Origin of the sequence: Psychrobacter halotolerans (genome assembly GCF_039680845.1) — a bacterium.
In the GTDB taxonomy this organism is placed as follows: domain Bacteria; phylum Pseudomonadota; class Gammaproteobacteria; order Pseudomonadales; family Moraxellaceae; genus Psychrobacter.
Map to the genome: position 1 here is coordinate 182,023 of NZ_JBDKWD010000003.1, position 13,604 is coordinate 195,626.

At 43.8% G+C, this 13,604-nt stretch carries 11 protein-coding genes; 4 read left to right on the forward strand and 7 right to left on the reverse strand.

Going from position 1 to position 13,604, the window contains the following annotated elements:
- Positions 1-120 precede the first annotated feature (120 nt).
- Entirely contained in the window at positions 121-780 is a 660-nt protein-coding gene (gene rpiA, locus AAJP47_RS07370; protein ID WP_346717261.1) for a ribose-5-phosphate isomerase RpiA, read from the forward strand.
- Between the two features lie 247 nt (positions 781-1,027).
- On the opposite strand, the gene argF is transcribed toward rpiA, so the two are convergent.
- From argF to dnaB, 3 genes are all read right to left on the reverse strand, one after another.
- Positions 1,028-1,951: an ornithine carbamoyltransferase gene (gene argF, locus AAJP47_RS07375; RefSeq protein WP_087040565.1), complete on the reverse strand. Its 924-nt coding sequence runs from the start codon at positions 1,949-1,951 to the stop codon at positions 1,028-1,030.
- A gap of 186 nt (positions 1,952-2,137) precedes the next feature.
- The gene (alr, locus tag AAJP47_RS07380) at positions 2,138-3,256 is read right to left on the reverse strand and encodes an alanine racemase (RefSeq protein WP_346717262.1); all 1,119 of its coding nucleotides are present in this window, start codon (positions 3,254-3,256) and stop codon (positions 2,138-2,140) included.
- Positions 3,257-3,592: 336 nt separating this feature from the next.
- A complete protein-coding gene (gene dnaB, locus AAJP47_RS07385) occupies positions 3,593-4,996 on the reverse strand; it encodes a replicative DNA helicase (protein ID WP_346717263.1) in 1,404 nt (467 codons plus the stop codon).
- A 313-nt stretch (positions 4,997-5,309) separates the two neighbouring features.
- Here dnaB and pdxA point away from each other — a divergent pair, with 313 nt between their 5' ends.
- Positions 5,310-6,425 carry a 4-hydroxythreonine-4-phosphate dehydrogenase PdxA gene (pdxA, locus tag AAJP47_RS07390; protein WP_346717264.1) on the forward strand — a complete coding sequence of 372 codons (1,116 nt, stop codon included), beginning with the start codon at positions 5,310-5,312 and terminating at the stop codon, positions 6,423-6,425.
- A gap of 302 nt (positions 6,426-6,727) precedes the next feature.
- Here pdxA and AAJP47_RS07395 read toward each other — a convergent pair whose 3' ends face one another.
- The 3 genes from AAJP47_RS07395 to AAJP47_RS07405 form a co-directional block, all read right to left on the reverse strand.
- Complete coding sequence (locus AAJP47_RS07395; protein ID WP_346717265.1) at positions 6,728-7,153, reverse strand: VOC family protein; 426 nt, start codon at positions 7,151-7,153, stop codon at positions 6,728-6,730.
- A 252-nt stretch (positions 7,154-7,405) separates the two neighbouring features.
- A complete protein-coding gene (locus AAJP47_RS07400; protein ID WP_346717266.1) occupies positions 7,406-8,269 on the reverse strand; it encodes a LysR substrate-binding domain-containing protein in 864 nt (287 codons plus the stop codon).
- A complete protein-coding gene (locus AAJP47_RS07405; RefSeq protein WP_346717267.1) occupies positions 8,266-8,766 on the reverse strand; it encodes a hypothetical protein in 501 nt (166 codons plus the stop codon). The genes AAJP47_RS07400 and AAJP47_RS07405 overlap by 4 nt, the downstream gene beginning before the upstream one ends.
- A gap of 278 nt (positions 8,767-9,044) precedes the next feature.
- On the opposite strand from AAJP47_RS07405, the gene rsmA reads away from it, so the two are divergent.
- Positions 9,045-9,908 carry a 16S rRNA (adenine(1518)-N(6)/adenine(1519)-N(6))-dimethyltransferase RsmA gene (rsmA, locus tag AAJP47_RS07410; RefSeq protein ID WP_346717268.1) on the forward strand — a complete coding sequence of 288 codons (864 nt, stop codon included), beginning with the start codon at positions 9,045-9,047 and terminating at the stop codon, positions 9,906-9,908.
- A 108-nt stretch (positions 9,909-10,016) separates the two neighbouring features.
- The gene (locus AAJP47_RS07415; RefSeq protein ID WP_346717269.1) at positions 10,017-10,853 is read left to right on the forward strand and encodes a symmetrical bis(5'-nucleosyl)-tetraphosphatase; all 837 of its coding nucleotides are present in this window, start codon (positions 10,017-10,019) and stop codon (positions 10,851-10,853) included.
- A gap of 82 nt (positions 10,854-10,935) precedes the next feature.
- Here the strand turns inward: AAJP47_RS07415 and AAJP47_RS07420 are convergent, their stop codons facing one another.
- Positions 10,936-13,389 (reverse strand): site-specific recombinase, encoded by a 2,454-nt coding sequence (locus tag AAJP47_RS07420; protein ID WP_346717270.1) that lies wholly within the window; start codon positions 13,387-13,389, stop codon positions 10,936-10,938.
- Positions 13,390-13,604: the final 215 nt, after the last annotated feature.

Sequence of the window (13,604 nt, forward strand, 5' to 3'; positions counted from 1 at the left end):
AGTTTTACGTAGCCGCTGTATTAGCAGCACGCCAGTAAAATTTATACCAGTCGCACCTGATGATTGACGTCTCTATTTCATTTCAAACCGCCTGTACGTTTATTTTACCAAGGATTTATGATGAGTGACCAGCAAGCACAAAAGCAAGCCGCAGCCAACGCGGCTCTAAGTTACATCGAAGACGATATGATACTTGGGGTAGGAACGGGCAGTACGGTCAACTGTTTGATTGAGCTGTTGCCGACACTAAAGCTTGCTGGCGCGGTTGCAAGCTCGCAGGTGACGGAAGATAAACTACGTGCGCTTGGCATTGATATCATAGATTTGAACTTCGCTGGTACGCTTGACGTTTATATCGATGGTGCTGATGAAGTCAATGAGCATCTGCAACTGATAAAGGGCGGCGGCGGCGCACTCACTCGTGAAAAAATCGTGGCAGCGGCGTCAAATAAGTTTGTGTGCATGGTTGATGCCAGTAAAAGTGTCGAAACACTAGGCCGCGCGTTTCCGGTACCGATTGAAGTATTGCCGCAAGCTCGCTCCTATGTCGCGCGCCAGTTGGCTAAATTGGGCGGTGAGCCGGTCTATCGTGAAGACTTTGTCACTGATTATGGTAACGTGATTCTTGATACCTATGATTTGGATGTTAGCGATCCAGCAGCGCTTGAGCAGACGCTTAATAATATCGTCGGCGTCGTCTGTAATGGTATCTTTGCCGCCAATCAAGCAGATGTGCTACTAAAAGCGAGTAGTAATGGGGTGGAAACACTCATTCGTTAGTAGGTTATTGACTGTTTGACTAAAACGTAAAAAGGCAGAACACATTTACCGTGGTCTGCCTTTTTTATTTGCGACTATTTATTTTTTATATATTTCATAGCCAGTTTAAACTAAAGAAGCCACGTTTGATAAGCCACTACTGGTAACATTTTTCTTGCTTGCCGTTCGCAAGCGTGACAGAGACTGCAAAAAATGAATACCAGTAGCACTGTTTTCTTTTTAAAATAGATTGATGATGATCATTAGGTTAAGCGGGTAGCTTAATCTTGTCTTTTAATAAGAACTCCATTAAAGCTTTTTGCGCATGTAGACGGTTTTCTGCTTCGTCCCACACTACTGAACGGGGATCATCTAGCATGTCATGAGAGATCTCTTCGCCGCGATGCGCAGGCAAGCAATGCATAAACACCACTTCAGGATCCGCTTTATCTAACAATGAGGGCGTCACTTGATAGGGCGCAAAACGGCGAGCGCGGGTATTTTGTTCAGATTCTTGTCCCATGCTTGCCCACACATCGGTGACGATCAAGTTAGAATCCTTTGCCGCATCTTGTACGTTTTCGACTAGGCTTACACAATGAGAGAAGCGTTCCATCAGTTTTGGGTCTGGCTCAAAGCCGTAAGGCGCGGCTACTCTTAGCTCAAAACCAAACTGGTTGGCCGCTTGCATAAACGACGAGCACATGTTGTTACCATCACCGACCCAAGTGACGATTTTGTTTTCGATACTGCCGCGATGCTCATAGTAAGTTTGCATGTCAGCAAGTAACTGGCACGGATGAAATTCATCCGTCAACGCATTGATAATAGGAACGCTCGAGTATTCAGCAAAGGTCTCGACCTTTTCGTGACCAAAGGTACGAATCATAATGATATCGACCATACTAGAGATGACACGGGCGGAGTCTTCTAACGGCTCACCGCGCCCAAGCTGAGTATCATTTGGTGATAAAAAGATCGCATTACCGCCAAATTGACCCATACCTGTTTCAAAAGAGATGCGCGTGCGGGTAGAGGATTTTTCAAAAATCATACCAAGCGTACGACCAACAAAAGGCTGATAAATCTCGCCTGCGTGTTGCATCTTACGTAACTCGCTGGCACGTTTGATAAGGGTTTCTAGTTCTTGTTTGGTTAAATCAGATAAGGTCAAAAAATGGCGCAAACTCATAGTAATCCTAGCAATCAATCGCAGTCAGTGAAATGTTATCAATCTTCAATAGCATCGCATTAGTGCGCATACTGGCGTGACAACAAACTTTTAGTATAGCGCAATTACTTCCAATGTAAATGTTCAATTTATGAAGATTGATAAGTCGCTCGGGCAGTTAGTTCATTGATTGTATGCTTATAGTGGTTAGGCTTGTGTTCGCGCTGGCCGTATGCTCAAACGACATAATAACTCATAGCTAATGGTATTGGCATGGCTGGCTATTTCGTCAACATGCGGTGCTTCGCCCCATAGGATGACTTTACGGTTCAATAAAGGCAGCTCTTTGGGTATCTTGCTGACATCGATGACAATCATATCCATTGCCACGCGTCCAATCACAGCGCATGGGTAGCTTTGAGTACTGTCAGTATTGTCAGCATCTATGACAGATACATAAGCATCGTTACTGACCACACGTGGATAGCCATCGCCATAGCCGACGCTCACCAAAGCCGTTCTGGTATCTTGCTGTGCGATCCAGCGACTGCCATAACCGATCGCGTCATTGGCATTAACGGTTTGTAGGGCGATAATCTGGGCGCTAAAGTCCATAGCGGGTTGTAAGTCTAATTCTTGCGCACTTTTATCAATAACAGGAGAGCTGCCATACAAGATGATACCGGGGCGTACCCAATCATAATGATACTCTGAGAAATTAACGGTGCCAGCTGAGTTGCACAGTGACCCCTTAACCTCGGCGCTGACCGTTTCTCGTAGCAAGGTTAATACGTCGGTAAAACGCTGTATCTGTCTCGCATTTAGTGGATGGTCGCGGTTATCTGCGTTGGCAAAATGCGTGGTTAAAATCAGCTGATATCCTGCTTCGTGCAACTGTTTGGCGGCGCTCATAACCCCTTCAGCATTGAAACCCAAGCGATTCATGCCGGTATTGTATTTCAGCCACACCACACGGGTCGCGCTGTCAGCTGGCGGAACGTTGTCTAAAGCCCAGTGTAATTGCGGCGTATGGTGAATCACGCAGCTGATATCATGCTCAATGGCTTGTTGCCATTCATCCGCGGTAAACGCGCCTTCTACCAAACCAATCGTTTTGTCCCAGCCCAGTTGTCTCGCTTCTAGCGCTTCTGTCAAAGTGGCAACGCCGATACCATCTGCTTGATGCAGTGCTGGCAAGACAGCGGCAACCCCATGACCATAAGCATTGGATTTGACCATCGCAAGAACTTTGGATTGTGGCGCCAGTTTTTTGACTTGATTGAGATTGTGGGTAATGGCTTTTGGTTTGATAGTAATGGTGCGCATAATCGCCTTCTTTATTAGCAAAATGTCGAAATTAGCAGAACGATGGAATGAACGTATAAAGCCAGCGACACATCAATGAGGTTGATGCAACGCTGGCTGTTTTTGTAAATCACTTTCTCATTGGTATTCTTGGTTTGGCTCGGACGTGATCGTTGCCGCTGATTGGGTATATCCTGATTGTATATATATAGTCGATTTACTTTAAAAACGAGACAGTGCGCCTGGGATGAATTTTTCGTAGCCTCTGTGTTAGCAGCATGCAAGGAAGATTTATACCAGTCGCACGTAGCCTTTAATGACTGTATTCTATGTTGAACTGGCTATATATTCATCATATTATTCATCGTTCTCAAAACTGACGCTTTGATAATACTCTGGCGTTAGATTGATAAAGCGCGTAAATTGACCTTCAAAGCCCAAACGTATGGTACCAATGGGACCGTTACGCTGTTTACCGATGATAATTTCAGCCACCCCTTTGTGATCTGAGTTCTCATTATAGACCTCATCACGATAGATGAACATAATCAAATCCGCATCCTGCTCAATCGCACCAGATTCACGCAAATCTGACATAATCGGACGCTTGTTGGGTCGGTTTTCTAGACTGCGGTTAAGCTGGGACAAAGCAATCACGGGACACTCAAGCTCACGTGCCAGCGCTTTTAAGCTACGAGAAATCTCTGAGATCTCACCCACACGGTTGCCATCTAGGCTGGGTACTTTCATCAACTGGAGGTAATCGACCACGATAGCGCCCAGACGCCCATCATGGTTTTTGGCGATACGGCGGCAGCGCGAGCGCATCTCAGATGGCGGCAGGGCTGTACTGTCATCAATGTATAAATGCTTAGATTGCAGATGCTGAATGGCGTTCATCATTTTTGCCCATTCATCTTCGTTCATTTGCCCAGAGCGTAGATGTGTCTGGTTGATCGCGCCCCATGAAGATAGCAAACGCATGACGATAGATTCGGCTGGCATCTCCATCGAAAATACCACGACTGGCAAATCTTCATTGAATAAAATACCTTCTGCTAAGTTCATGGCAAAAGTGGTTTTACCCATAGAAGGGCGGGCCGCGACAATGATTAAATCACCTGCTTGCAAGCCCTGTGTTTTGTTGTTCAATTCAACAAAGGGCGTTTGTAGACCAATCATGCCATCAGGGTTTGATTTTAGCTCTTGAATTTTATCAATGACATTGGTCAATACCGCGGTAATGCCAACGGGACCACGCTGCTCAGCGCGTTTGTTATGCTGCTCATTGATACTAAATATCTTGCCCTCGACATTGTCCAAAATATCGCTCACCGTCTGATCTTTTGGATTGTAGGCAAGCGTCAGCATCTCGTTACCCGTGGTAATAAGCTGGCGCAAGGTAGATAGCTCACGTACGCGCTGAGCATAAGCGGTAAGGTTAAATAATGTGGCAGGACTTTGGCTCAAGATATCTGCCAAATAACTGTCGCCGCCTGCGCTTTTTAGAATTTTTTGAGCTTCCAGCCAGTCGTGTACCATGACCGTATCATAAGGCTCATTGACCGCTGCCAAATGCGCAATGGCATCGAAAATATACTGATGTCGGCCTGCATAAAAATCATCTTTGGTGACGATATCTGCAATTTTATCGTACGCCTCTTCGATACTCATCAAAGACGCAAGCAAAGCCTTTTCAATATCGATATTGTGCGGCGGTGTCTGATTGAGTAAGTCGTCGGTTTTTTCGGTATCTGCCATGAGTGCCTAATGTGTCAAAAGTCGGTATAAAAATATTTGCTATAAGAAGCGGTCGTCTCATCTATCTTTTTACAAGTTCTAAAGCTACAAGATATCAAGGTTTGTACATCCTGCGGCTACGCAAGCAGTATAAAAATGAGTCTCAGTGTGCGTGCGTAAATGCTACAATCAAGAGCGAAATTCTACCACATTATGACTGTTCTGACGGCTGCAATGATAAAATTATCTGGCGTTAAAGTTGTCATGCCATGGTGGTCAGTGAAGAATATGATAAAAATAATCTGACTAAAAATATAAAAAATCGGTGACTTACATGAAAAAAAATGATAATTACGCCCAACAAAAACAACCACTGTTACTGACAACGGGTGAACCCGCTGGTATTGGTATGGACGTGGTGTTGTTATTAGCGTTAGAAGATAAGTTACGAGATTTTTTGCGGCCAATTTGGGTTACCGCTGATGCGAGGGCCATGAAAAGGCGTGCGGATGAGCTTATCGCTGCGGGTGTGCTCAAAAGCTGCCCCGCTTGGCAAACCATCAATATCAATCCTGAAGAATTAAACACTGAGCATTTAACAAATCAGATATCGCAACAGAGCACTGATACTGACCATGCCTTTATTCTATTAAATATACCTTGTGCTTCGCCAGTCACTGCTGGTCAAATTAATATTGATAATTCAGCGATGGTGGCACAACAGTTAGCGATTGCTCATACATTGGCCACCAACAAAACCGTGGCGGCTATTGTCACCGGTCCATTGCAAAAATCCGCTTTGATAGATGCCGATATTAAGCTATTAGATGGCACGATGTTTAGTGGTCATACTGAGTTTTTTATGCAGCAAAGTGGCTGTGAAAAAGTAGTGATGATGCTGGCCAACCAAGCGATGAAAGTCGCGCTTGTGACCACGCATTTGCCATTAAAGGACATTCCTGCCGCCATCACTGCTGATAATGTGCGCCAAACGGTACAGATTGTCATTGATGATATGCGTGAAAAGTTTGGCTTAATGCAGCCTCGCATTTTGGTTTGTGGTCTTAATCCACATGCAGGTGAGGGCGGCCATTTGGGCGTCGAGGAGATTGAGATTATCAATCCTGTGCTACAAGAGTTTATCAAAGCTGGCGTAGACATATCAGAGGCAATGCCAGCTGATACTTTATTTACATCTAGACACTTGGCAAACTGCGATGCAGTGATTGCCATGTATCATGATCAAGGTCTGCCCGTACTCAAGTCACATGGCTTTGGCGATACGGTCAATCTAACCTTGGGTCTGCCTTATATTCGCACCTCGGTCGATCACGGTACAGCGCTTGATTTGGCAGGACGAGGCGGTGCGAGTGCTACCAGCTTATACCAAGCATTAATAATGGCAAATGAGATGGCAGACAGATCGGTTGTTAATAGACCTCTTACATAGGGCAGTACAAAGCAAACTAAGCCAAACTTAAGGAAACAGAACAATACGATTCTGAACTTATAAGCACACTTGAAGAAATCAAGCGTTTCAAACGACATCTTAAAGTGTACGGTTTCGACGACAAGGATCAGTATAAATTGGTGTACATTTTTGGATGTGAATAAGACATATGATCAATAAGTATAGATTTGCTAAGCCCTTATTACCTCAAGCTTTATAGCAGCTTGAGGTATTTTTTTTTGAGTGTATGGGCAATTGGATGGGATTAGCATGAGCCCTGCAGCTAAACGCCGACTGATAGATTATTTAGCGAACAATTGATCCATGTCTTTAAACGCCTTAAATTCCAATGCATTACCGCAAGGATCTAGAAAAAACATGGTCGCTTGTTCGCCCGTTTCTCCTTTAAAACGTACATAAGGCTCTATAACAAACTCAGTGCCAAAGTCCTTGAGTCTATTCGCCAAGTTTTCCCATTGGTGCCAAGGCAACACTACCCCGAAATGCGGTGCAGGCACATCATGGCCGTCCACGACATTGGTGTGCGCGTGATCTTGCGACTGTGTTTTTGGATGTTCATGGATCACCACTTGATGACCATAAAAGTTAAAATCGACCCATTGCTCACTAGAGCGTCCTTCTTCTAAATTTAGCACGTCTCTATAAAAAGTGCGGGCGGCTGCTATGTCGTAAACAGGAATGGCGAGATGAAAGGGGGATAAGCTCATAAGATCCTCTTAGTGTTTTTGAATGAAGTTAAATCATCATAACGGAGAATATTGAGCAAGAAAAACGCAATAAATATGCTCTCAGCCCTAATTTTTTTTGGGCTTAGTAATCAAATATACGAATATGGTCAAGGCCGATACAAAGAACCCAGTACACCTACGCAGTACTGGGCTAGATTCAGTCATTAACTGAACCGTAAGCGTAAAGGTATTAATCAAAAAAAGATGACTGCTATGGCAAAGCGATAGGATTTATAGCGCTAACACCTGTTTTAACGCAGTAATCTTTGGTTGCAGGCGATCTGCATAACGATAAGCAAGCACAATTTCTCTGACCAAGTCGTTATCGTCTAACTGATGAATTTTTACTGATGCAGCACTTCTGATCCATAATCCTGCATAAGGAATCAGTGCGACTCCTAGACCAGACTCAACCATCATAAATATGGCGTCAAGATCATCAAGTTCCATGATTTTATTAACATTGATGTCCTGTTGTTTAAGGAACTTATTCAATTGTGCGCCAGCTGACGACTTGAGGCTATAGTGAATAAAAGGGTGCTGCTCAAGCGTTTGTTGTAAGCCATAAAACGGCCATTTTTTTGGGCTAATAAGTACATAAGGCTCAGTAATAAGAAGATCAATACTGATGTGTTTAGGCAAAGTAAATGCTGGCTGTACGATGATAGCGGCATCTATATCACCTGCTTCTAATTTTTCAATTAACTCTATAGAGCGCCCAGGGATGATTTCTGTTTGCATAAATGGTGCCAGCACATTAATAGCCTTTAGCGCTTCAGGTAATATACCAACCTGTACAGAGCTGATAGCACCAATCTTAAGCTGACCATAATAACTAGCAATATCAGTATCTGAGGGCAGCTGCATCGTTGCATAAAGTACTAAAATTTCTTTGGCGATAGGCAGAACACGCAAACCCTGTGGATTCAGCGTGACTGCTCTAGCAGAGCGGGTAAATAGCGATAGCCCCAAAGCCTTTTCTAGCGCCTTCATTTGCGCGCTGATTGCAGACTGTGTCAGATTCATCTGCCGAGCAGTTGCAGCAAAACTGTCTAACTCGCAAACGGCGACGAAAGTTTTAAGTTCTCTAATCATTGAATAGTAACATCTAGATGATTAGGCCATGGCAAATCACTTCTGCCATACTCCCAGCTTCCTTGGTTGGCATAGTAGACAAGGCCTTTATTCTGAGGTAAAAGTACACCAAAAGTATCTTCCTCCTTGTGACTGGCTAAAAACTCTATCCGAATATTGTTATCAAGTATCATCGCTATGTCCAGAGTATTTATGACTGTGATGTCGATTAATTTCCCAAAATGAATTTGCTGCAATATGCTATCGGGCTCTTCATAGTCATCATAGTCATTTTGACCTTCAAGAATCATTTTATTGTCTCTAAAAACTCTCCACAGCTTGTGATAACAACCGAAACTCCATTCACCATAAAAAGGGTCGGCCATTTTGGGTTTATTGTGAGAGATTCTCTTTCCAAAATCTATACTAATGCTATTACCAAAACGTACTCGCTTTCGACAACATACTTCGCCCATACTGTCTTCAAGCAAAGGTCGTATTTCTTTAAACATATACATATTCTAAGCCTTTAATAAAAACTATACTATGAAAGACGCAGTATTTAGTTAGAGTATGGGCAGTTTGCAGCTCGCAAATACTTCCATAACGTCCATTATGACAAATGGTTTGAAAACAAAACACACTTCACTGATTGTACTAAATTTAAGATGGTTTATAGATAAAATATCTCGAAAATACGCCCCAATTATGAGCTGTGCTATAATCTGACGTTATAAAAAGTACTTTATCATTACTGTGCTGTCTCTCTTTTATCTTTTACTATTAAGACTTGTTTATGGCCAACTCTACGTTTGATGCTCAAACCATCTCCAACAGCTTAAAAGCTGCCAAACACCAACCGCGTAAACGCTTTGGTCAAAACTTCTTGCATGATACCAGCGTCATTCGCCAAATCGTGGACAGCATTCGTCTAGAACGTGATGACAATTTGATCGAAATTGGGCCGGGAATGGGCGCATTGACTGAGCCTTTATTGGCTGAAGTAGACGCCATGACGGTGGTTGAGTTGGATCGCGATTTGGCAGACAGCTTGCGTATTCGTATTGGTGCCAACAGCCATCCGAATTTTACGATTATCAAAGACAATGCCATGCATGTTGATTATCGTGAGCTATACAGTGCAGAACGCGGTAAACTTCGTGTGGTAGGTAATTTGCCTTACAATATCTCGACGCCGATACTGTTTCATTTGCTCAGCTATGCTGATGTGATTCAAGACATGCACTTTATGCTACAAAAAGAAGTGGTTGAGCGTATCACCGCTGACGTCGGTAGCAAAACCTATGGTCGTCTGTCGGTTATTATGCAGTATCACTGCGATACCGATTATTTGCTAACGGTACCGCGTGGTGCGTTTAACCCACCGCCAAAAGTAACCAGTGCTGTTTTCCGATTGACGCCGCATGTGAGCAAACCTGTCGTAGCAGAGGACGAAGATTACTTTGCCATTGTCGTACGCGAAACTTTCAATCATCGCCGCAAGACATTGCGTGCTATTTTTAAGAATTCGACATTGTTACCAACGCTAAGTGAAGAAGATTTTGCGGCTTGCGATATCAATCCACAAGCGCGCCCTGAGACGTTAAGTGTCAAAGACTTTGTACGATTGAGCAATCGTGCGAGTCAATTAGAAGGCTAAACAGTCTTTGATAAAGATAGCGCCCTATTAAGCGCTTTTTAGAGTCGGTTTTTGTCAGATTGAATAATTTATCAGATTGAATGATTAGATTTAAGGTTGTGAGAAATTATGAGTTTTCGTCATCAATATGTCATCGGTGACCTACAAGGTTGCTATGCTGCTTATCGTGAATTATTGACGTTGTTGGATTTTGATCCTGCTCAGGATAAATTATGGTTCGCTGGTGATTTGGTAGCGCGCGGTGAGGATTCATTAAACACGTTGCGTGATGTCAAAGCTTTGTGTGAGCAAGGGGCGGCGGCAACGGTACTGGGTAATCATGACCTTAACTTGATTGCTGTGTGGCGCGGTGCGACCAAACTTAAGAAAAAAGATAAAACCGCACCGATTTTTGCCGCCGATGATTGTGATGAGCTACTTGAATGGTTAAGGCATCAGCCATTATTGGCTTATCCTGACGAACAGACGGTACTCGTGCATGCAGGTATTCCGCCGCATTGGCGTATTGATGAAGCGGCAGATTATGCCAGAGAATTAGAGTCGCAACTACAGGGCAGTTTAGAACAGCTTGATGCATTATTGCCAAATTTATATAGCAAGAGCGCTGATAACTGGCACTCAGATATCGAAGGGTTCACTAGACTGCGAGCCATTGCCAATTATCTCACGCGTATGCGCTTGTGCAAACAGGACGGCACGCTTGAGTTTGAATTTTCGGGAAGTTTGAATGAATCCATGCCGGAGGATTTTTTGCCGTGGTTTGAATGGCATGTGCCTCGCACGCGCAAGATATTGTTCGGTCATTGGGCCGCGCTGCAAGGCGAGGTCGATCTGCCTTATGCCCGTGCACTTGACGGTGGCTGCGTTTGGGGCAACTATCTTTTGGCATATAGGCTAGGGGATGGGGAAGTGATCACGTCAGGCGGGCAGTGTCCGCTACCATAATTGGCAATTAAACATTCATTATTTAATTGCTCAATCATCCGCAAGATCAGCAGTTCTCTAAAACCACCTTTTCGCTGCCTGTTTAATTGGGCAGCTTTGGTGGTTTTTTAGGTTTGGGCAAAGGTGTTTTGGCGTCACCCACGGTTTTACTATCTGGGTTATTGGCGCTCAATTCATCATCCACCGTTTTATCGTGACTACTGTCTGAAGTATTTAGCGTTTTGGTTGCTTGGTCATATTGAATATCGCCCGTATAAGGTGAGCTATTCAATTCTTCATCGACCAAACCATCATCAAGATCCACGACTTTTTTTGCAGAAGCATGAGGTTGTACATGGTTGCCCTCAGGCTGGTTATCATAGTATATATCTGTGTTGGTTTGCTGCCCTTGCTCATTGGGTTGCTTAGATTCTGGCAATATTCTGACATCAGACAACCGTCTTACGACATAATTACTAGGTATCGCTTTGCCGCCTTTTTGCATGGTGGTATCATCAAATATCATGTGCCCTTGACTGTCAATACGAGCGTACTTCATGGGTTTGTCACGGGGCCAGAAAAAGTCAGAAGGGTGGCTGATAATGTGACCAAAAATCAATTTTGTGAGACGACCCCATTCAAAGAAACGCACTTCTTTAGAGCGTAATGCCACAAACAACGCCAGTGAAAAGCTGACCATCAAGTTGACGATACCGATAAGCGCTACCCCCAGTATCGAGATTAAAATAACACTCCAGCTTATTTGATCGGCAGAGATATTAAACAAACCATGGGCTAAGTTTGCAGAAGCAAAGGCAATGTGACGAATGTCGATTGGTAAGCCGAATATATAGCCAATCGTCGCGGTACTTCCTAAGAAAACCCCGAATAAAAAGTTACCCATGATCGCGCCTAAATTGGCCTCTACAAAGTCGCCCAATCGTTTGAGCCATGACGTTGGTAACATGAACTTAAGAAACCTATGACGCTGAATACGAGCACCTACATGGTTGTAGACCGCTAGATTGTCATAATAGCCTGCTATCAAACCAGATAAAAACAAATAAATACCCGCAATCGCTGCGTGAGGGATTGCTAAGGAATGAAATGGGTCAAGGTCATGAAGCAGATGCCCCGCTTTTTCAGTACCAATCATCGGTGCGCCCGTATACTGTAACCACGCAAAAGAGATGATAAGAGCGACCGGAATCGCGAGCATCACGTTACCCATGATCGCGATAAATTGAGTCCGCAAAATATCGACAATCAACTCTGACAGTTTGGTTAATTGGTGCGATTTTTTACCAGAGCTTTCAGAGATAGTAGAGGCGATAGCGGCCGCTGTCATAGCAGGCTGCTTGGTCGCGACTGTACCGCGAATCACATGAATAAAAACGAAGCCCAGACCATAGATCATACTGTTGATAAAAGCGCGACCCATGGGTGCAAGCGCCAATTGATAAGCCAGTATTTTTAGCGTGGCCATAAAAGCAATGACAAAGCCGCCGATAGACGCTTTTTTGAACATCTGGCGATAGCCCGCTCTATCGGTACTGATATAGTGCTCGCCAACACGGCTGGCGTTTTCAGTCACTTTGCGCGATAGCAATTTTGTATTGTTATCAATCAAATACATGATGCTATAGCGGCGATTGGAGGTCGTAATCAGCGTTTGGATCAGCTCAATCACCGCGCCATCACGCTTTTGATTACTCTCTGTGAGCAGTTCAGTTAAGATACGGATACGCTGTAAGCTTTGATCCAAACGTAGCATCATATTGGTCAAGCGGATAGAGATGCCTGTTTTGTAAATGCGTTTGCGTACTGTCGCCACGATGTCTTCACATTGCTCAATCATGACCAGTAAGGGCGCAGGATCAACCGCATGCTCAGGGGTCGTATCGGTTAAATTATCTAACTCATGCGCTTGCCTGTACTGATTGACAAACAATACTGCTTCTTGGTTTTGAGCAACAAAAGACGCGGAATAATTCAGTATCTGCGGATAGGATTCCATTAAATCGGGATGCAAGCCTATACCTGTAATGCGATAGGATAAAATGATAATGGCATTTAAAATACTGTTTTTTGCGGTGGCGACCAAGTCTAAATGCTTGGCTTCTACTCGCAGCAGCGCAATCAGATCGTCCCATTTTTCTTTATCAATGCTGGCAAGCCAACGTTCATCAGAGCGTTTATTAAATAAATAGCCAACCAGCTCAACGACCGAGTCCTCTTGAGGCAAAAGCGGCAAAAACCGATGACCGATCAAACGACGTAAGCTGTTGAAAAACCCTTGGTCTGACATAATGCCAGTATCGGTATAAAGCGATATCTGACGGTACTGGATAATTAACTTTAAAACAAAGCTAGAGAGCCCATCGCCATATTCTGGATGCTGCTGGAGAATATCAATCAATGACTGTATATGGTCATTGGCCAGTTCCGTCTCCTTGTCATCCACACGTAGCTCATCTATCAAGCGTTTGAGTATCGCAGGATCAGGTACATCACTTAAGGCGGTAATTTGCTGTAAAATGCGTTTTAGTTCTGACACGTCGCATCCTTTATTATGATTATTTCAATGGCTTTCATGACGCGATATGGATCATTGTAAAATGGACTAAAATGATCGACATGGCTAAAAATCCGGTAATGTTGTACGTAATTTGGACGACACGTTCACTTGCGCTATTTTAATCATAACCATGCGTCGATAGTTAATTATTTTGTTAGCAGTTATTTTGTTGGTAACTCTATTGTCAACAAAGA